Below are 19,725 nucleotides of genomic sequence, written 5' to 3'. Positions count from 1 at the left end.
CCAGGTTTAGACTTGGATGACACGAAAAGAACCTTCGCAGACGCGAAGGTTCTTTTCTATTCCACCAATTCCAACACAACCGTTTGGTAAGGGGCCAATTCGAGCACTTGGTCTCCTTCTTGGAATAATCCTGCTGTATTATTTAAAACGACCGTTTTAATCGGAGCTGGCAACTCCAAGGTGGCCTGGCGATTTTGGAAATTGCTGATAACCACGAGACGCTTGTCCCCACGGCGTTCAAAGGCGATGATGTTTTCACGGTCCCGATACGCTGGGATCATATCTCCAAATCGGATAGTATTTCCATAGAGGGGATGGCGATACAAGGCCGTCAGCTGCCGGTAATAATTCAAGATAGAATTGGGATCCTTTTCCTGATCTTCCACATTGATGGCAACATCTGGTTTTGGGCTGATCAACCAAGCTGGTCCATCACTAAAGCCCAGACCTGGCTCTGCTGACCATTGCATGGGTGTTCGCGCATTGTCCCGGCTGTATTTGGCAATCGCGGCCAAGGCTTCTTCCTCGCTCAAACCAGCTTCTTTCGCCACATGATAACCATTGATGGTCGCAATATCATCAAAATCCTCCACCGATTCAAAGACTTGGTTTTCCATTCCAATTTCTTGGCCTTGATAGATAAAAGGAATTCCCTTGCGCAAGATTTGAATGGTTCCCAGAGCTTTTTTACTCGTGTCGTTGACTGGACCTTCTAAGATATAGTGGGACACACCACGAGGTTCGTCGTGGTTTTCAATGATGGTCGAGAGCACCCCAATACTATCTGCGCGCTCATGGGCTTGGAAAATACTTTCCTTGAGTTCATCTGCAGTTGGAAGAGCATGGTCGAACCAGCCTTTTCCTTCCTGCCCCAGCATGGTTTGTTTGAAGTCAAAGATGGAAGAGAAGACACCATCTTTTCCAATGAAGAAATGCAATTCTTCGTCGGTTTCATTGAAAACTTCCCCTACTGTGAAGGCATTGTACTTGGCGAAGGTCCGCTCCTTTAACTCTTGCAAGAAAGGTTCAATCGGTTGCGCATTGACCAGAGACTCCGGTACAGGGACCAGGCCATTTTCGCGATCGGACGGAAGCGAACGCCATTCTAGATCTTTTTTAATGTTGATGATAGCATCAATCCGGAAGCCCGCAATTCCCTTGTCCAACCACCAATTGATCATCTTGTAAATCTCTTCGCGTAAGACAGGATTTTGCCAATTGAGATCTGGCTGATCCTTGTGGAAAGAATGGAGATAGTATTTGTTAGTACCAGGAACCGGTTCCCAGACACTGCCTCCAAAGTAACTTTCCCAGTTGTTGGGTTCCTTGTCACTTTCGATGAAATAAAAGTAATCCGCATAAGGACCTTCTGGATCTTCTAAAGCCTTTTGGAACCATTCGTGATGACTCGAGCAGTGGTTGACCACCAAGTCCATAATGATGGAAATGCCTCGCTTCTTGCCTTCAGCGATCAACTCTTCCATATCTTCCATCGTTCCAAAAATAGGATCAATGGCATAATAATCGGAAATATCGTAACCCTGGTCAATAAAAGGACTCTTGTAAATAGGGGATAACCAGAGAATATCAATCCCTAAGTCTTGAAGGTAATCGAGTTTCTCCGTGATTCCTTTTAAATCCCCAACACCATCTCCATTGCTGTCTTTGAAGCTTTTTGGGTAGATCTGATAAGCGACCTTCCCCTTCCACCAGTCTTTTTCCATGTTTTGTCTCCTTAAAATGAAAGAGACCGAGACACATTGTCTCAGTCTCTATAGCGCCAGTAGGTATTAGTATACTGTCTTTTCAGTTTCTTTGTCGAAGAAGTGAGCTTTGTTCAAGTCAAATCCAAGTTCGATGGTTGCACCTGTTTCAAGGTAGTCACGCGCATCTACTTTAGCGATGAATTCGTTGTCACCAACTTGACAGTACAAGTGAGATTCAGAACCAAGCAATTCAGATACAGAGATCGTTGCTTTTACTACTGATTCTGGGAAAGTTTCAAGGAATGCAGCTTCTGTATTCACGTCTTCTGGACGGATACCAAAGATCAATTCTTTACCATCATAGCCTTTTTCTTTCAAGACTTTCAAAGCACCTTCTGGAACTTTCAAATTCAAGCCGTTAGTAACGATGTGTCCACCTTCCAACTTCACGTTAATGAAGTTCATGGCAGGGCTTCCGATAAATCCAGCTACGAATTTGTTAACAGGGTTCTTGTACACTTCTTGCGGAGAACCAATTTGTTCCACACGTCCAATTGTACCAGTACCAGCTGGGTTTTTAGTAGCAGACATGATAACGATACGGTCAGCCAATGTCATCGCTTCTGTTTGGTCGTGGGTTACATAGATTGTTGTAGCACCGATACGGCGGTGGATTTTCGCGATTTCAGCACGCATGGATACACGAAGTTTCGCATCCAAGTTTGACAAAGGTTCGTCCATCAAGAACACTTTTGCATCACGGACAATGGCACGTCCCATAGCCACACGTTGACGTTGACCACCAGAAAGGTCAGCTGGTTTACGATCCAAGAATTCTTTCAAGCCAAGGATTTCAGCTGCTTCTTGTACACGTTTGTCGATATCTTCCTTGCTGTATTTACGCAATTTCAAACCAAATGCCATGTTATCGTACACAGTCATGTGTGGGTAAAGAGCGTAGTTTTGGAATACCATGGCAATATCACGGTCTTTAGGTGCTACGTTGTTTACAACAGTACCATCGATCGAACATTCACCTTCTGTGATGTCTTCAAGACCAGCGATCATACGAAGAGTAGTTGATTTACCACATCCTGAAGGACCTACGAAAACGATAAATTCTTTGTCTTTGATGTCCAAGTTGAAGTCTTCAACTGAGTAGTGTTCGCTATTTGGATATTTTTTATAAATGTGATTAAGATTCAATTCTACCATGATGGTACTCCTTTGATTTTTATAGTTCTATTGTAAATGAAAACGTTTTACAAATCTATGGCAAGTCTCACAAAAAAGAAAAAGAGTTTTGTGCAAGTTGCACAAAACTCTAGATTGATTCCGTTTAAATCACATCTTGTAAGACCAAATGATAGCACAGGGCTAGATCTGTCAGATTTTTCAACTGAAGACCCGTCAACTCCTCCCACTTATCAATCTTGTATTGGAGCGAATTGCGGTGGAGATAGAGTTGTTGGGCGGCCTTGGTTACGACTGCCCCATTGTCCCAAAGAGCAACAATGATGTCTTGCAATTGATCTTGACTTTCAATCAACTGATATAAGCTTGCTTTGATCGGGGTGAGATCCAGATCTGCCTGCTCGATTCCCCAAAGATAGAGTTGGGAAAAGCGATAGACACCTTGATGGCCTTCTCGAATCCAAGCTCGAAAGACCGCCTGTTCTGCTCGGATGACAGGAGACACTTTCCCGTCTTTAGACTCGATCCATACTTGCCCGACCAGGATAGATAAACGAATATTGAAGTCATACTCCATGGCAGAGACGGTATCTTTTAAGATATCGGCCACAGGCAAAGTCTGGTCTTGGTCCAGAATGAGCACATAATCTTGTCCGCTCAGTTGCAAGGTTGCTCGGAAGTTGGGCAAGAGTGTCTGCATCATCTCTAACCAAGAAGCTGTCCCTTCCGCTGTTGAGTGCGAGATGTGGCAATAGACGAGCTGCATTTTTTTGATGACTTGAGGGGCTTCTCCCTTTCCATCGATCAAGTACTGGTACCAAGGATTAGGGGCAACCTCTTCTTCACCGCCCAACCAGGAAATCAATTGTTTTTCTCGCTCGGTTAGCTCTTCTTCCTTCAGCAGCAACCATTGATGAGCCTGAAGGGGAATGGCTACATAACCAGCTGGTGGATTGGCTTGATCCGTCACCTCTGCATGAGGAAACCACTCTCTGATATTTTTCACTGCTTTGTTCCTTCTTCTACTTGCTGGATGCACCAGTCAATCAGCTCTTCTAGACGAGAGAGTTCCCCCGTCATATGGAGATAACCCATGACAGCCTCAAAGCCCGTCGACATCCGATAAGTCACGACATCGGCATTTTTGGCCTTGGTATGGCTATTGGTATTGCGACCGCGCTTGTAGATCTCCAACTCTTTTTCCGTCAGAATTTCTTGCTCCAGCATGCTTTCAATCAAGCTGGCCTGAGCTCTAGCAGAGACATAGCGGGTGGCAGCCTGGTGAAGCTTATTGGGCTTGGTCATCCCTTGAAAAATCAGGTGTCTGCGAATATACATGGAATAGACCGCATCTCCCTCAAAGGCAAGGGCAATCCCATTGATTAGATTGACATCAATCACGTGTCCACCTTACACCTTCTTTTGTATCCAAGAGCTTGATTCCTTGCGCAGCCAATTGATCGCGAATGGCATCTGCTCGCGCAAAATCTTTCTTAGCCCGCGCTTCCTGACGTTCAGCGATCAAGGCTTCAATATCTGCATCCAAGACTTCTTCGACAAAGACCACTCCAAAGACTTCTAACATCTTGGTCAAGGCATCCTTGACTTCTTGATTGTAGTGACCAGAATTGATCCATTTAGCCAATTCAAAGACGACGGTAATCCCGTTTGCCGCATTGATATCTTCATCCATAGCCGCGATAAACTTGTCCACAAAGCCTTGCAAATCAGCTGGATCTACTTCTCCTGTGAACGGTTGCTCATAGGTATTTTTCAAATACTTGAGGTTGGTTTCCGCATCGCGCACCGCTTTTTCTGTGAAGTTAATGGGCTTGCGATAGTGCTGAGTCGCAAAGAAGAAGCGAAGCACTTGGCCGTCGATAGTCTTCAATGCATCATGCACAGTGATAAAGTTTCCTAAGGACTTAGACATTTTGACATTATCGATATTGACAAAGCCATTGTGCATCCAGTAATTGGCAAAAGTTTTTCCAGTCTTAGCTTCTGATTGAGCGATTTCATTGGTATGATGAGGAAACTCAAGGTCAGCTCCACCACCGTGGATATCAATAGTATCCCCTAAAATCCCCGTTGACATGACTGAACACTCGATGTGCCAACCAGGACGACCAGGTCCCCAAGGGCTGTCCCAAGAAATCTCTCCTGGTTTGGCAGCTTTCCAGAGGGCAAAGTCGACTGGATTTTCCTTGCGAGCTGTTTCTTCATCTGTCCGACCTGAAGCGCCTAGTTCCAAGTCTTCTAGAGTTTTATTGGCTAACTTAGCATAGTTGTGGGATTTTTCCACACGGAAATAAACATCCCCTTGGCTCTCATAGGCATAGCCTTTTTCGATCAAGTCAGCGACAAACCGAATGATATCATCCATAAACTCAACCACACGAGGGTGGCGGGTTGCAGGTTTCACACCAAGAGCCGTCACATCCTCACGAAAAGCCGCAATGTACTTGTCTGCCACTTCCTGAGGCGTGATGCCTTCTTCTTTGGCACGGTTAATGATCTTATCATCCACATCTGTAAAGTTGGAAATGTAGGCAACTTCGTAGCCACGATACTCAAAGTAGCGACGAATCGTGTCAAAGGCCACCGTTGAGCGGGCATTCCCTACGTGGATATAGTTGTAAACCGTTGGCCCACAAACATACATGCGGACCTTTCCTTCCTCGATGGGGATAAATTCTCGCAAATCACGAGACATGGTATCATAAATTTTTAACACGCTTCATTTCCTTTCTGTTTTTAGATTTCGAATCTATATTCTCATTTTTCCAACTCTAACGCAATATCGACAGCAATCTTAAAGAAAGTCATAGCATCTGCTTTTCTATCTTCACGTCTAGCATCCCATTCGTGATTGTGATGATCCACATAGTCAGCCGTGTAGAAAAATTGATAGACCTTGGCTTGTCGATATTGAGCCCAAGCCATGATAGCCGAAGCTTCCATATCTACAACTTTCGCTCCTGCTGCAAGTCTTCGTTTAACCTTAGCAGCTGTTTCACGATAGAAGGCATCTGTCGTCCAAGCTTTAGTCCGAATGTGCTCAATACCAGATTTGTTCAAAGCGTTCTCCAGAGTTGAGAGAAGCGCTTCATCATAAGAAATCTCATCACTTGCTGGAGCGTAGTGGTAACTTGTACCTTCATCACGTAGAGCTGAACTTGGTATAATAATTTTATCTGCTTGAATAGACTGATCTAGAACTCCACAAGAGCCCAGAACAATAAAGTTGTTAAAACCTCTCGCTTTGAGTTCTTCTAAGAAACCCACAACCATTGGAGCTCCAATAGTAGCCATAGCAACTGCAAGTTTAAGTCCATCTACTTCATAGATATACCATGGAAATTTGCCATTTAGGTTGGTGAGATAACCACCTTCATAGACTCCGTCTATCTGCTTGACTCTTTCCACTATCTCTCCATTAAAAGACAGAATAATAGTGTCACAAATTTCTCCACTACTAAGAAGGCTTCGATCAGTTGGCTCTATCACAGCAGGTACATTTTCAAATTCTTCTAGTAACATTTATTCACTCTTTCCTATCTAGATAAACCGCCTGAGTCTGTTTGATAAAGCCAATCTTTTCATACAAGCGTTTGGCACCTACATTGCTATCTTCCACTGCAATCTGAAATTCCTTATCATTTTGCTCAATGAGTTGGTTGATGAGGGATTTTGCCAGATAGCTTCCGTAACCTTGCCCACGATAGACTTCAGCAATCGCAAGTCCATAAAGGTAATTGCATTTTCCAGATACATCGACCGTACAAACGCCAATCACTTGACCTTCTTTGAGTAATATGTACAGCAGACTATCAGGATCCTTCAAAGCCTCTGAAATGTATCTGTGGCTCACTTCCGGTGCTTCAACTTCATCTGAAAACGTCTGATGATGGAGCTGGGCAATGGCTTCAAGATAAGAAGGTTCTGCCAAGAGCACATCGACATCCGAACGAGAATCTAATGCATAAGCGGTTCGATCACGTCCTAACCAGGTTTCTGTTTCGTCATCCTCAACCAGTCCCCAATTGCTGGCAAAATCAGGATGATTCTCTAGAAAAATACGCTCTGTCTGAAAAGTCACAGACTCAATTGGATAAGATGCCGTTTCTTTCTCAAAACTTCTATACAAAGCACGCGCAATTCCCTGCCGACGGTGATTAGGGTGGACCAGGATCGCCACATCCACATCTGGGTCATCCGCATAGACGGTTAATAGGCCAACAAGTTCACCTTTTTCATAATAAAGGAAAAAGGCCGGCATATCGGGGTCAAAATTGAGCATATTGGAGAGATAAGGATCCCGAAACGTTCCGTCATACTTCTGACAGGTGGCAATAAGGGCCTTTGCTTCCAGTAGTTGGTGGTCATTCAATGTATTGGTTGATTGAATCACGTAGCGATCTCCTTACAAGCTCGAAGACCGATGGCTGGCTTCCTTGGCATGCTCCAGCTTGTTCATGTAGTATTCCCGTTTTTCTTCTTCTTGATGAATGACTGGTTCATCTTTTCGACCGTGCACCCGCACAATCTTGGCAGGAACACCGACAACGGTCACATCACTTGGTACATCTGAGACGACGACAGCTCCTGCTCCGACTTTGGCCTTGGCTCCGATTTCCACTGGGCCGATGACTTGAGCATGAGCGGAAACCAAGGCTCCCTCACGTACCGTTGGATGGCGTTTGCCGACATCCTTTCCTGTTCCCCCAAGGGTCACCCCATGGTAGAGCATAACGCCTTTTTCAACAATGGCTGTTTCCCCGATAACGAGGCCCGCTCCATGGTCGATAAAGACACCAGAAGCAATGGTCGCTCCTGGATGGATTTCAATCTGGGTCCAAAAACGCCAGAACTGACTATGCATCCGCGCCAAGAGCTTAAAGCCATGGTTCCACAAAAAGTGGGAAACACGGTGAGCTGCCAGTGCTTTGACGCCCGGATAGGTCAAGAGGACCTCCAGCGAGGTACGCGCTGCTGGGTCATTTTCTTTTACAATATCGATGGTTTCACGCCACCATCCCATACCGTGCTCCTCCTTTTCTAATGCTTATTCTGAATCTTTTTGTGTAATAGTAAAGTCTTTTTTAGGTTTGTGGTCTTTGTTGTGGTGACGAGGACGGTCGCCATGGCGATGAGTTTTTTCACCTTTTTCCTCGCTGTTTTCTGCTTTTGGCGGACGTGGCAATAGTGCCTTCATAGAAGCATCGACACGACCTTTTTCGTCAATCTTGATAATCTTGACATCCACTTCATCGCCAATCGCTACCAAGTCTTCGACACGGTTGGTACGCGTCCAAGCCATTTCAGAAATGTGAACGAGGGCATCCGTCTTGTCAAAGAGGTTGACAAAGGCACCAAATTTCTCGATCCGAACCACTTTGGCATGGTAGACTTCATCCACTTTGGCTTCACGCACCAAACCAGCAATGATTTCTTTGGCACGGTTGATGGCATCTTGGTCGCTCGAGTAGATCGATACGTTCCCTTCTTCGTCGATATCAATCTTAACGCCTGTTTCTGCGATGATCTTATCGATGGTTTCTCCACCCTTACCGATGACAATCTTGATCTTGTCGACATCAATCTTGATGGTATCAATTTTCGGAGCAGTTGGCGCCAATTCTGGACGCACTTCTGGAATGGTTGCTTCGATGACATCAAGGATTTCAAAACGTGCTTTCTTGGCTTGAGCAAGCGCTTCTGTCAAGATTTCTGCAGTGATCCCTTGGATCTTGATATCCATTTGAAGGGCGGTAATCCCGTCACGAGTCCCAGCAACCTTAAAGTCCATATCTCCAAAGTGGTCTTCCAAACCTTGGATATCTGTCAATACGGTATAGTTGTTTCCATCTGAGATCAGACCCATGGCAATACCAGCTACTGGGGCCTTGATCGGCACACCACCAGCCATAAGGGCAAGTGTTCCCGCACAGATAGAAGCTTGAGATGAAGAACCGTTTGATTCTAAGACTTCTGCTACCAAACGGATGGCATATGGGAATTCTTCCAAGCTTGGCAATACTTGAGCAAGGGCACGCTCACCGAGAGCACCGTGACCAATTTCACGACGACCTGGTGCACCGTAACGTCCAGTTTCCCCTACAGAATATTGTGGGAAGTTGTAGTGGTGCATAAAGCGTTTCTTGTACTCAGGATCCAAACCATCGATGATTTGCGTTTCACCCATTGGTGCCAAGGTCAAGACAGAAAGGGCTTGCGTTTGTCCACGCGTAAAGAGACCTGAACCGTGCACGCGAGGAAGGTAGTCGACTTGTGCATCCAAAGGACGGATTTCATCGACCTTACGACCATCTGGACGAACCTTGTCTTCTGTGATCAAACGGCGCACTTCTGCGTGTTCCATTTGTTCCAAGATTTCAGCCACATCCCGCATGATGCGATCAAACTCTTCGTGGTCGGCATATTTTTCTTCGTAAACAGCTGTGACTTGGTCTTTGACTGCTTGAGTCGCAGCTTCACGCGCCAATTTTTCTTCAACTTGAACCGCTTTTTGAAGGTCACTGTTGTAGGCTGCGATGATTTCAGCCTGCAAGTCAGCATCTACATGAAGCAATTCCACTTCTGCTTTTTCTTTACCGACTGCCGCAACGATTTCTTCTTGGAAGGCAATCAATTCTTTAACGGCTTCGTGCCCTTTCAGAAGAGCTTCCAACATGATTTCTTCTGACAATTCTTTGGCACCAGACTCTACCATGTTGATAGCGTGTTTGGTACCAGCCACTGTCAATTCAAGAAGCGATTGTTCTGCTTGTTCTTGAGTAGGGTTGATGATGATTTCCCCGTCAACATAGCCTACTTGGACCCCAGCGATTGGTCCGTCAAACGGAATATCTGAGATAGAAAGTGCCAAGGATGAACCAAACATGGCTGCCATTGGTGCAGATGCATTTTCATCGTAAGAAAGGACTGTGTTGATGACTTGCACTTCGTTACGGAAACCTTCCGCAAACATTGGACGGATCGGACGGTCGATCAAACGCGCTGTCAAAGTCGCATCTGTTGAAGGACGTCCTTCACGTTTCATAAAGCCACCAGGAAATTTCCCAGCCGCATACATTTTTTCTTCGTAGTTGACTTGAAGTGGGAAGAAATCCCCAGTTGCCATTTTCTTAGACATGACAGCTGCCGTCAAGACAGTTGACTCACCATAACGCACGACAACAGAGCCATTTGCTTGCTTAGCAACCTGACCAGTCTCTACGATTAACTCACGACCCGCAAAAGTCGTTTGAAACACTTGTTTTGTCATTTTAATCCCCTTTGGATTGATAAAATTATACGACTTGCCTACAAAAATCAGGATACAAAGGGCGTGAAGAATCCCGTATGAAAATAGGAGATTGACGCAGTGTGCCACACACACCAGGAAATCTATCTTTTTCACTAGGGATTTAGCCCGTGTTCAACTATCAAGATACCAAGGCCACCCAACTCAACGAGATAGGAATTTCAAGAGCCTTTCTGTTTGTTATATCCTCATCTTTGTATCCAAGCACGTATACCTTTTATTTTAACATATTCAAGCCCAAAAGAAAAAGGCTTTGAGGGCCTTTTTCTGTGAATCTTCCGCAAGTTCTATATAAAAATTTTAGAGCTAGATATAGCTTCTGATTATTTTTACGATTTCACAAATTCAGTGCTGTCGACATAAAAGCGTGTTTTGTGGGTTCCACCCTTGTAGTTCTTGTTGTTGCGTTTCAAGACAAAACGTCTGTAAGGGTCGGAAGTGCCTTGGATAGTCGTTGTCACTTCAACTGAATCTTCATTGATTACCCATTCATCTGGTGAAGGAATCTCCATCGGTGGCATCGCTCCGCCACGACCACCAGGTACAATTTCGTAGAAGGCCTTGTCTTTTGTCGAATAGATCCAGCCGTCTTTCTTTTCGTTTGTTAGTTGGATCAGCTGGTCTTGTGAAAGGCTACGTATAGAGTCCGAGGTCTCTTCAGCATTCAATTTATCAATGACATCTTGCAAATTATAAGTTCCCGGCGTGTAGGTATTGTAGTAATCAATGAACATGTCTTGCGAGTAGCCTTCAACTGCACTGTGATCATTGTTCAACTCCAGCAAACGAGTCGGTTGCACCTGAAGTGAATAAGTCAAAGACGCACTGTTTTCAATAATCGAATAGATATCCGCTTGGTCTGCTTTTGATAAGGTCCCAATGGCTTCTTTGTCTTGTTCATCTGACTTAGCTTCTTCTGTTTGCTCTTTTTCTTGGGCCTTGTCAGATGATTTTTTGACCGATGAAGCCCCTACCGGACTGTGCTTACGCTCATAGCGTTTTGGGGCGCAAGCTGCTAGGGAAAGCAAAAGGGCTGTAGCCAGCAAATATGTTCCAATTTTTTTCATGTTTGTCTCCTCATTTTTTAGTTCACACGGTAGTACAAATCGTTCCCATTCGTAGCATCACTCTTACTCCAGTAAATGGATTCACTGCCACCTTCTCTTGAAGGAATGAAAAGAATAGGCGTGTCATTCGTTGCCCCAGGCATCCGACTAACTCCGTGTAAATTGCCTTCCTTGAAGTAAAAACCAGAAAATTGAACACCATTGACAGCACTACCATTGACCTTCACAATTCCTTGCGCATCAAACTCAATGCTCGTACCGTACTTATTTTTCCAAACTCCCGCTACACTTGAGAAATTTCCAGCTTTTATTTCATCTAGATTCATCTCAGTGCTTGTTTTGGCAGGAGCAGGAGCTGATTCGGCATTTCCATCCACACGCGTTGTGAATTCAAGGGCGATCCAGCCTTGTCCAGATTCAAGCTTGCCCCAAGTATGACCATCTGCCTCTACGGTTTCCGTAATGGTGTGAGTCCCTTTTGCGATCATTCCTGCAGATGGAGCTGACGTCGAGGGCTCTTTACGAATTCGAAGATCCGACACACTGACTTGTACTTGGAAGCTTTCTGATTTTTTCTCTTCTGCTTTAGCTGTTGATTTGGAGTCTCCTGAACCATCAAAGGTTTTCCAGTCAAGCTTAGTGAGCTCCAACTGCTTGGCTGAAATCCCAAGAACTTGTTCTGCTGTTTGGTTTCCACCAATTTGAATGGTTGCTTTCTTTTCTTCCTTGGCTTCCCCTTTTCCTAGCGAATAAAGGGTTAATTCCATTTCTGGATTAAGGGATTGCCAAGTAGCATAAACGATTTGCCCATTGTCAAAAACTTCTAAACTAGAGCGATAGCCACCTGCAGAAGCCACATAGGCTACGTGGAGCAAGGTTGGCTGGTTATCTTTCAAATAATACACAGCAGCAATCGTTTTGCCATCCCCAATCAGCAGTTCATCATTACCATCACGATTAAGATCCTCAAAAGCATATTGCCACTCATTGGTGCTTCCAAGTGTTTGAAGGTTAAAGACATACGCATATTCTTCTGAAGTTGCTTCGATCTTCTTTAGTTCATTTTGTAAAGCTGTTTGGTCCTTAGTATTAATGGCAACCGCATAAGATTTATAGCGATCTAATACATCTTGATAATACTTCTGACCTGTATCTTTCTTCTCTTTTTTAACTGATGATGACGTTGCTGTCTTTGGTTTGCTTTGGCGTTCATAGCGTTTGGGCGTACAAGCCACCAGAGCTAGAACGGACGCACCCGCCAGTAGTGAAATCATAACCTTTTTCATAAAAACCTCCTCATATCTATCCTAGTATATCAAAAATGGTCAGTTTTTCCAGCTCTTTTCAAGATTTTTACATAAGCATTTTCCCCTCTCCCTCTATGTTTCTGTCCTATTTTCTGCTATACTTAAGGAAGAATACCGATCAAAAGGAGAACATTATGGAATTAAAAAAACGTTCTGAATTTCCTGAGAACGAACTCTGGGACCTCACAGCCCTCTACCAAGACCAGGAAGACTTCTTGCGCGCCATTGAAAAAACACGTGAAGAAATCAATGAATTTGTACGTAACTACAAGGGCAACCTCCACACCTTTGAAGACTTTGAAGCTGCCTTTGCGGTCTTTGAACAAATTCAGATCCAACTCAGCCACATTGGCAACTACAGCTTTATGCCCCAAACCACTGACTTCGGCGACGAAGCTTTTGCAGAGATTGCTCAAGCGGGGATGGATTTCGAAACTTGGGCCAGCGTTGAACTTTCCTTCTTTGATGATGCTTTGGTAGAAGCGGATGAAGAAGTCCTCGAACGTCTGGGACAACTCCCTCACCTCACTTTTGCCATTCGTCAGGCTAAAATTAAAAAAGCTCACTACTTGGGAGCTGATATCGAAAAAACGTTGACCAACCTGGGTGAAGTCTTCTACGGACCACAAGACATCTATACCAAGATGCGGGCAGGCGACTTTGAAATGGCTGATTTCGAAGTGGATGGAAAAGTCTACAAAAATAGTTTTGTCACCTATGAAAACTTCTACCAAAACCATGAGAATGCGGAAGTCCGTGAAAAAGCCTTTCGTTCTTTCTCAGAAGGTCTCCGCAAGCATCAAAACACGGCTGCTGCTACCTATCTAGCCCAAGTCAAGTCTGAAAAACTGATTGCAGATATGCGAGGCTACGACTCTGTCTTTGACTATCTCTTAGCTGAGCAGGAAGTGGATCGGGCCATGTTTGATCGTCAGATTGACCTGATCATGAAGGACTTTGCTCCGGTCGCTCAAAAATTCCTCAAACACGTGGCCAAGGTCAACGGTCTTGAGAAAATGACCTTTGCTGATTGGAAGTTGGATTTGGACAGTGCGCTCAACCCAGATGTTACTATTGATGACGCTTATGACTTGGTCATGAAATCTGTGGCACCCCTTGGAGAAGAATATTCCCGCGAAATCGCCCGCTACCAAACCGAACGCTGGGTCGACTTTGCGGCCAATGAAGGCAAGGATTCCGGTGGTTATGCAGCTGACCCATACCGCGTCCATCCTTATGTCCTCATGAGCTGGACAGGACGCATGAGCGATGTCTACACCCTGATCCACGAAATCGGACACTCTGGTCAATTTATCTTCTCAGACAACAACCAAAGCTACTTCAACGCCCACATGTCGACCTACTATGTGGAAGCTCCTTCTACCTTTAACGAGCTCCTCCTCAGCGACTATTTGGAACACCAGTTTGACGACCCTCGTCAAAAACGCTTTGCCCTGGCTCACCGTTTGACAGATACCTACTTCCATAACTTCATCACCCACTTGTTGGAAGCAGCCTTCCAACGCAAGGTCTACACCTTGATCGAAGAAGGTGGCACCTTCGGCGCTAGCAAGCTCAACAGCATTATGAAGGAAATCTTGACCGAATTCTGGGGAGACGCCGTTGAAATCGATGATGACGCAGCCTTGACCTGGATGCGCCAAAGCCACTACTACATGGGGCTTTACAGCTACACCTACTCAGCAGGCTTGGTTATCTCAACAGCGGGTTACCTGCATTTGAAGAACTCCGAAAATGGAGCTAAAGATTGGCTGGACCTCCTCAAATCAGGTGGTAGCAAGACCCCACTTGAGTCAGCCATGATCATCGGAGCAGATATCTCAACTGACAAACCACTTCGCGATACCATCCAATTCCTTTCAGACACTGTGGATCAAATTATTGCCTACAGTGCAGAATTGGGAGAATAAGAACAATTTTCAGACTTAGTTTAATCTAAGTCTGATTTTTTTATTAAAATGTTACCAGTTAGTGATTGAAAGCGTTTTTATATTATGGTATGATTATTCTTGGATAAATATCCGAAGGGAGTAACATTATGAAAAAACGGTTGATTTTAACAATCTTAATTGCGTTATTATTTGGAGCTTGCTCAAATCAAAATGAAGCTTCTCAAAAAGAAACTGAAAAACAGGTAGGTTTCGTTCAAAAAGAAGAAAAAGCAAAAAAAGAACGCGACGAACAGGAGAAAGCAGAAAAAGAGAAAAAAGCAAAGGAGGAGCAAGAACGAAAAGAAAAAGAAGAGCGCGAGAAAAAGGCGAAAGAAGAACAGGAACGAAAAGAAAAAGAAGAGCGTGAAAAGAAAGAGGCTGAAGCAAAACAACTTGCTGCTCAAGCTGAAGCTGCCGTACAAGCCTTAGAAAACAATCAAGTAACAGAAAATATTGCCCCAGCCCAAGCTGCCATCGCAAATGTAGCGGACCAAGGAACAAAAGATCGCTTAACCTATCGTGTTGGATTAGTACAAAATGCCATTACTGTCAGAGCACAACAAGCTGCTGAAGCTGAACGAGCTCGACAAGCCGCAGCTGCGACACCTCAACCACAGCCTCAACAAGGCTTTGTATCACAACCTCAACAGGGCTCTTATCGAAATTGTAGTGAAGCTCGCGCTGCAGGGGCTGCACCACTACATAGAGGGGATCCTGGTTATAGTCCTCGCTTAGATAGAGATGGAGATGGACTCGCCTGTGAATAAGAAATTAGCTATTCTCATTTTGTCCATTTGCACAATCTCTCTTCTTGCTATCTTATACATGAATTTCAAAAAGAGAGAAATTATTACCCCAAATACATACCAGGAAGCGATGACTTACGTCAAAAAAATTCATCTATCTGAGGTACAAGAGAAAATCGACAACAAAGAAGATTTCCTCCTCTATATTGGTCGAGAATCATGTCCATACTGTCAAAAATTCGCTCCCAAATTAGCAGTTGCTATTCAAAAAACGAATCAGACCGTTTATTACCTGGATAACGACTCAAAGGAGCGAAAAGACATCACAGCCTTTGCACATGATATGAATATCAAGACGGTACCAAATTTGTCATCTTTTAAAAAAGGTAGTAAAGAAAACTATCTAAAAAAAGGTAGCAAATCAAGTATCGAAGAGATTATGGATCTCTTGACTCAATAAGCCAATTTTAAAATGTCAATACAAAAAGAGTAAGATAGAACGATTCGTTCCCATCTTACTCTTTTTTACTAACTCAACTCCGCCACAATGGCCTTAATTTGCGCTGCGGTATGCACTCCTGCTACTTGTTTAACAACCTGCCCATCTTTTTTAAAGAGCAAGGTTGGGATAGACATAATGCCGAAAGCACGCGCTGTTTCTGGATTTTCATCCACATCCATTTTTAGGATTTTTAACTCATCTTCTGAAAGTTCTTCCGATAATTTTTCTAAAATAAGAGCTTGCATGCGACATGGACCACACCAGGTTGCCCAAAAGTCTACTAAGACCAAGCCTTCTTTGGTTTCTGCTTCAAATGTTGCGTCTGTAATTGCTTTTGCCATTTTCTTTCTCCTTTAGTTTTGGTACTGCGTCAAATCTTGCTTCATCAAATAGAAGAAGACATCTCCGTAAGTCCCTTGGTAATCCAATTCATGCCCATTATAGGTCAGTTTCACAACAGGATAAAAATCTGCTACCCCAATCAAGCAGGCTTGTTGGGAGCGTTCAAACTCTTCATAGGAATCAAAATGCATGACTCTTTCTTGTTTTGCACCGTCTAGATATGTAATATCAATCATATCGATAACCTCTATTTCTTATGATGCATCAATTGTAACTCCATACATTACATCTGTCAAACAAAACGACTTCCTCAGAATGATGGATCTTGTGCGAAAAAAGATAACAAAAAGCCCTCTGAATTCAGAGAGCTCTATTCTTGCTGGATAAAACGTTTCTAGACAAGGCGACGAATCGAAGATTGTACCAGATTTCTTCTTAAAACAAAAAATCTCCCCGAAGGGAGATAGATCTGGTCTATTTTACCTTACGATGCTAGGAACCGAAGCCGAAGATTATACTCGAGTATATTCTATCAAAATTAACAAAAAAGCCCTCTGAATTCAGAGAGCTGTTTTGAGCTCGGGCTAAAATCAGGTGAAAACAAAAAAGCTACTCAACTAGAGTAGCCTTATTTTCAAGATATGCTCAATTGAACACGGCCTAAGCACTTGGCAAAAAAGATAAAATCTCCTAGAAGCTGAAGCTTCATCGTCAATTTTCCTATTTTTGCTTTGTGCTTTTGACGGCCTTTGTATCTTGAATTAACGACGAAGTCCAAGAGAGTTGATTAACTCACGGTAACGGTTAACGTCGTTTGTACGAAGGTAAGCCAACAAGTTACGACGGCGACCGATTTTCTTCATCAAACCACGGTAAGTAGCGTGGTCTTTTTTGTGTTGTTTGATGTGTTCGTTCAAGTGGTTGATTTCCCAAGTAAGGACAGCAACTTGTACTTCTACTGAACCAGTGTCACCTTCGTGACGTGCGTATTGTGCAATGATTTCATTTTTTTTCTCTTTTGAGATTGCCATGATAAGCTCCTTTTCTTTATGCTCTATCCGAGTGGCAGGTTTGGCATATCCTGCTACCAAGAAAGAGTTAGTTGTCTATTCGACCTTCTTATTCTACCAAGATTTCATCTTTCTGTCAAACACTTATGTTTCCTTCAAGATGAATGTTTAAGAGGGGTGCTTTTCTCTTTTCTAAAAAGAACCTTGGGAATTTGAACGGTTTGATGGATCATTCTTCAAGCAAGTTATTCAAAAAGACAAATATCTCTAGGATATTTGCCTTTTAACTATATAAATCTATTTATCTTTCCGTTTTCCACGCAAGAGCAAAACTAGAGCAAAAACTGCTAAGAGTGCACCGAGTATGATCAACCCATAAGCCACTACTTCACCCGTTGATGGGAGAATTTTTTTCTTTCCTTCTTTTGGTGTGGTTGGAGTTTCAGGTTTTTCCGGTGTGCTTGGCGGCGTTGTAGGAGGAGTTGTTGGCGGTGTACTTGGTGGTGTGGTAGGAGGTGTTGTTGGTGGGGTATGACGATTCGTTACCGTGAAACCATCAATGTCGCTTGTATAAGCAGCTACTGGATCCTCTGTAATCGTGTAGGCAATCTTCTTACCTTCCTTGTATACGGGTAGATCTGTAAAGCTTGCCTGCCAATTATCAGTAGCCGTGATTTCTTTTACAGCCACTTCTTGACTATCTGCAAGGAGACGAACTGTGATTTTTTCAGGACGAAGACCCTCTTTATTGTCTACATCATCCCAGATCTTCTTGACTGCTACTTCTGTAACTTCTGGTGTACGAGTGTTGGTAATATTGGTTCCTTCAATAGTTGTTTCATAGCCTTCAACAGGTTCTTCTGAAACAGTATAGGCAATGACATTTCCAGCATCATCGACCACATCGAGATTATCAAAATGATAGGCCCAAGTTCCTGTAGCATCTGGTTTCACTTCTTTAGAAGCGACCTTGACACCATTTGCTAGGAGATTGACTGTGATTTTTGATGGACGCTTGCCATCTTGGTTGTCATTATCATTCCATGTCTTTTGGCCTGAGACACTTGTCTTTTCTTTTTGGTTCACAAGATCACGAGAAATCGCGAGGTCATTTCCAAAATCATCCTTGCTGATCTTGATAGGTTCTTCAGAGAGAACATAGCCTGTTGGAGCTTGAATTTCTTGAACCGTATAAGCTTGTTTGATCAAACCAGTAATGGTGCCAACACCATTCTCATCAGTTTCGATGGTTCCCACTTGCTCACCTGTATCATCTGCTGTCACTGCAAAGATAGCACCTGCAAGCGCTTGACCATTTTCACCTTTTTTGTGAATAGTGAAGGAGTATTTCTCACCATTGAAGTCTCCATCAAGGAACTGATACAGAACGTTTGCAACCTTATTTTGCTCCTTGATTTCTTTGGCTGTCATAGTAGCATTGTTTTTGTAGGATGTATTGATGGCTGGGACCTTGTCAAAATAGACATCATAGCGAATCGTCATCCCTTGTTCTGGAGCTAGATCTCCGATATGAACGGTTAAAGAACGACCATCAGCACTAACAACAGGGGAATAATTCTTGGTTACATTTGTAGTATTCCGCAGATGATAGGCACCATCTCCATCACTGATCTTCCAAGTTCCTGTATGGATGTTAACAGAATCTACCTTGATTCTGCCATCAGTGAAAGCTAATTTGTCCTTAATATCAATATTATGAAGGGCTGTGTGGCCTTGATTGATATTCAAGGTATAGGTCAATTTTAATTTATCATATGAATTAGTCCATCCCCATTTGCTAAAGACTTCTGGAGTCGGTGGATACTTGCCTGGATTGACCCCTTTATAATCGATCTTTCCACCTGAAATAATATCCTTATTAACTTTGAGAGTGAAATCAATCGTTTTTTGTCCTTTGACGACTTGGTGATCCACACGAGCAAAGAAACGCAGTTTCCCTGTTACATTGGCCATTCTTTCAGGATAATCTGTATAGGTTACGGTGATGATTTTTCTTTGATCATCTACCGATGCTGTCGCAACCTTTTGACCACTTGGATCCAGCAGGTCAATGGTGTCCGTTTCAAAGACCTTAAAGCCATCTCCAAGTTGGATAACGGTCTGATCTCCCGCTTTTACACGTCCATTTGGCAACACAAAGTTTGCTTCAACTTGAAAACTCTCCCAAACACCGAGTGGATCTGTAATCGCTCCACCAGTTGATTTCGAGATGTTTACAGATGTCACAACATCATTGATCGTATCTGCATGGACTTTAGCTGGACTATTGGGTTTGGCAAATCCTAAAGCCGCTAGTAAAAATAGGGCAACTGTTGTCACAACAGAATAGAGCCACTTTTTCATAAACGATTTTTCTCCTTTTTCTACGTTTACTAGATAAGGTATGTGAGTCGAAAAATTATCACTACATATTGTGAATTTATACACAACCTATCTTTTTTCATTATAAACAATTTGCTTTGATAGTACAAGCAATTAAATTCATTTTTTGTCTTTTCAGTTCATTTTCTTGATACAAATCATGACCACCCGTCAAACGGGTGGTTTG

18 protein-coding genes are annotated in these 19,725 nt (G+C 43.5%); 3 read left to right on the top strand and 15 right to left on the bottom strand.

Going from position 1 to position 19,725, the window contains the following annotated elements; genetic code table 11:
- Positions 1-56 precede the first annotated feature (56 nt).
- From HMPREF2904_RS05330 to HMPREF2904_RS05280, 11 genes are all read right to left on the bottom strand, one after another.
- On the bottom strand, positions 57-1,724 hold the full coding sequence (locus HMPREF2904_RS05330) for an alpha-glucosidase (protein WP_070660714.1): 1,668 nt from the start codon (positions 1,722-1,724) through the stop codon (positions 57-59).
- Positions 1,725-1,790: 66 nt separating this feature from the next.
- Positions 1,791-2,921, bottom strand: a complete 1,131-nt coding sequence (locus HMPREF2904_RS05325) for an ABC transporter ATP-binding protein (protein WP_003018265.1) — start codon at positions 2,919-2,921, stop codon at positions 1,791-1,793.
- Positions 2,922-3,045: 124 nt separating this feature from the next.
- Entirely contained in the window at positions 3,046-3,906 is an 861-nt protein-coding gene (locus HMPREF2904_RS05320) for a helix-turn-helix domain-containing protein (RefSeq protein WP_070660711.1), read from the bottom strand.
- Positions 3,903-4,301: a Mini-ribonuclease 3 gene (locus HMPREF2904_RS05315; RefSeq protein ID WP_003018251.1), complete on the bottom strand. Its 399-nt coding sequence runs from the start codon at positions 4,299-4,301 to the stop codon at positions 3,903-3,905. Before HMPREF2904_RS05315 ends, HMPREF2904_RS05320 begins: the two co-directional genes overlap by 4 nt.
- Positions 4,294-5,637 (bottom strand): cysteine--tRNA ligase, encoded by a 1,344-nt coding sequence (gene cysS / locus HMPREF2904_RS05310; protein WP_070660708.1) that lies wholly within the window; start codon positions 5,635-5,637, stop codon positions 4,294-4,296. Before cysS ends, HMPREF2904_RS05315 begins: the two co-directional genes overlap by 8 nt.
- 41 nt (positions 5,638-5,678) lie before the next feature.
- Complete coding sequence (locus HMPREF2904_RS05305; protein WP_013904594.1) at positions 5,679-6,443, bottom strand: nucleoside phosphorylase; 765 nt, start codon at positions 6,441-6,443, stop codon at positions 5,679-5,681.
- A gap of 4 nt (positions 6,444-6,447) precedes the next feature.
- Positions 6,448-7,314, bottom strand: a complete 867-nt coding sequence (locus tag HMPREF2904_RS05300) for a GNAT family N-acetyltransferase (protein WP_070660705.1) — start codon at positions 7,312-7,314, stop codon at positions 6,448-6,450.
- A 12-nt stretch (positions 7,315-7,326) separates the two neighbouring features.
- Positions 7,327-7,944, bottom strand: coding sequence for a serine O-acetyltransferase (gene cysE, locus HMPREF2904_RS05295; protein WP_003013745.1), 618 nt, complete (start codon positions 7,942-7,944; stop codon positions 7,327-7,329).
- A 24-nt stretch (positions 7,945-7,968) separates the two neighbouring features.
- Positions 7,969-10,191: a polyribonucleotide nucleotidyltransferase gene (pnp, locus tag HMPREF2904_RS05290; protein ID WP_070660702.1), complete on the bottom strand. Its 2,223-nt coding sequence runs from the start codon at positions 10,189-10,191 to the stop codon at positions 7,969-7,971.
- Positions 10,192-10,559: 368 nt separating this feature from the next.
- The gene (locus HMPREF2904_RS05285; protein WP_070660699.1) at positions 10,560-11,297 is read right to left on the bottom strand and encodes a hypothetical protein; all 738 of its coding nucleotides are present in this window, start codon (positions 11,295-11,297) and stop codon (positions 10,560-10,562) included.
- Positions 11,298-11,314: 17 nt separating this feature from the next.
- A complete protein-coding gene (locus HMPREF2904_RS05280) occupies positions 11,315-12,583 on the bottom strand; it encodes a DUF6287 domain-containing protein (protein WP_070660696.1) in 1,269 nt (422 codons plus the stop codon).
- Between the two features lie 155 nt (positions 12,584-12,738).
- Between HMPREF2904_RS05280 and pepF the strand changes: the two genes are divergently transcribed.
- From pepF to HMPREF2904_RS05265, 3 genes are all read left to right on the top strand, one after another.
- Complete coding sequence (pepF, locus tag HMPREF2904_RS05275; RefSeq protein WP_070660693.1) at positions 12,739-14,535, top strand: oligoendopeptidase F; 1,797 nt, start codon at positions 12,739-12,741, stop codon at positions 14,533-14,535.
- A 128-nt stretch (positions 14,536-14,663) separates the two neighbouring features.
- Positions 14,664-15,323: an excalibur calcium-binding domain-containing protein gene (locus HMPREF2904_RS05270; protein ID WP_070660691.1), complete on the top strand. Its 660-nt coding sequence runs from the start codon at positions 14,664-14,666 to the stop codon at positions 15,321-15,323.
- A gap of 109 nt (positions 15,324-15,432) precedes the next feature.
- Entirely contained in the window at positions 15,433-15,762 is a 330-nt protein-coding gene (locus HMPREF2904_RS05265) for a DUF6568 family protein (RefSeq protein ID WP_256263236.1), read from the top strand.
- A 68-nt stretch (positions 15,763-15,830) separates the two neighbouring features.
- Here the strand turns inward: HMPREF2904_RS05265 and trxA are convergent, their stop codons facing one another.
- The 4 genes from trxA to HMPREF2904_RS05245 all read right to left on the bottom strand — a co-directional run bounded on the left by trxA (position 15,831) and on the right by HMPREF2904_RS05245 (position 19,520).
- Positions 15,831-16,145 (bottom strand): thioredoxin, encoded by a 315-nt coding sequence (gene trxA, locus HMPREF2904_RS05260; RefSeq protein ID WP_070660685.1) that lies wholly within the window; start codon positions 16,143-16,145, stop codon positions 15,831-15,833.
- A 12-nt stretch (positions 16,146-16,157) separates the two neighbouring features.
- Positions 16,158-16,382, bottom strand: coding sequence for a DUF4649 family protein (locus tag HMPREF2904_RS05255; protein ID WP_003004724.1), 225 nt, complete (start codon positions 16,380-16,382; stop codon positions 16,158-16,160).
- 525 nt (positions 16,383-16,907) lie between these two features.
- Positions 16,908-17,177: a 30S ribosomal protein S15 gene (gene rpsO, locus HMPREF2904_RS05250; RefSeq protein ID WP_003004251.1), complete on the bottom strand. Its 270-nt coding sequence runs from the start codon at positions 17,175-17,177 to the stop codon at positions 16,908-16,910.
- A 276-nt stretch (positions 17,178-17,453) separates the two neighbouring features.
- A complete protein-coding gene (locus tag HMPREF2904_RS05245) occupies positions 17,454-19,520 on the bottom strand; it encodes a Cna B-type domain-containing protein (protein ID WP_070660682.1) in 2,067 nt (688 codons plus the stop codon).
- Positions 19,521-19,725: the final 205 nt, after the last annotated feature.

The sequence above is a fragment of the Streptococcus sp. HMSC072G04 genome, from assembly GCF_001813295.1.
In the GTDB taxonomy this organism is placed as follows: Bacteria; Bacillota; Bacilli; order Lactobacillales; family Streptococcaceae; genus Streptococcus.
The sequence above is the reverse complement of the archived record's forward strand: the minus strand, read 5'-3'. Positions and strand labels throughout refer to the sequence as shown.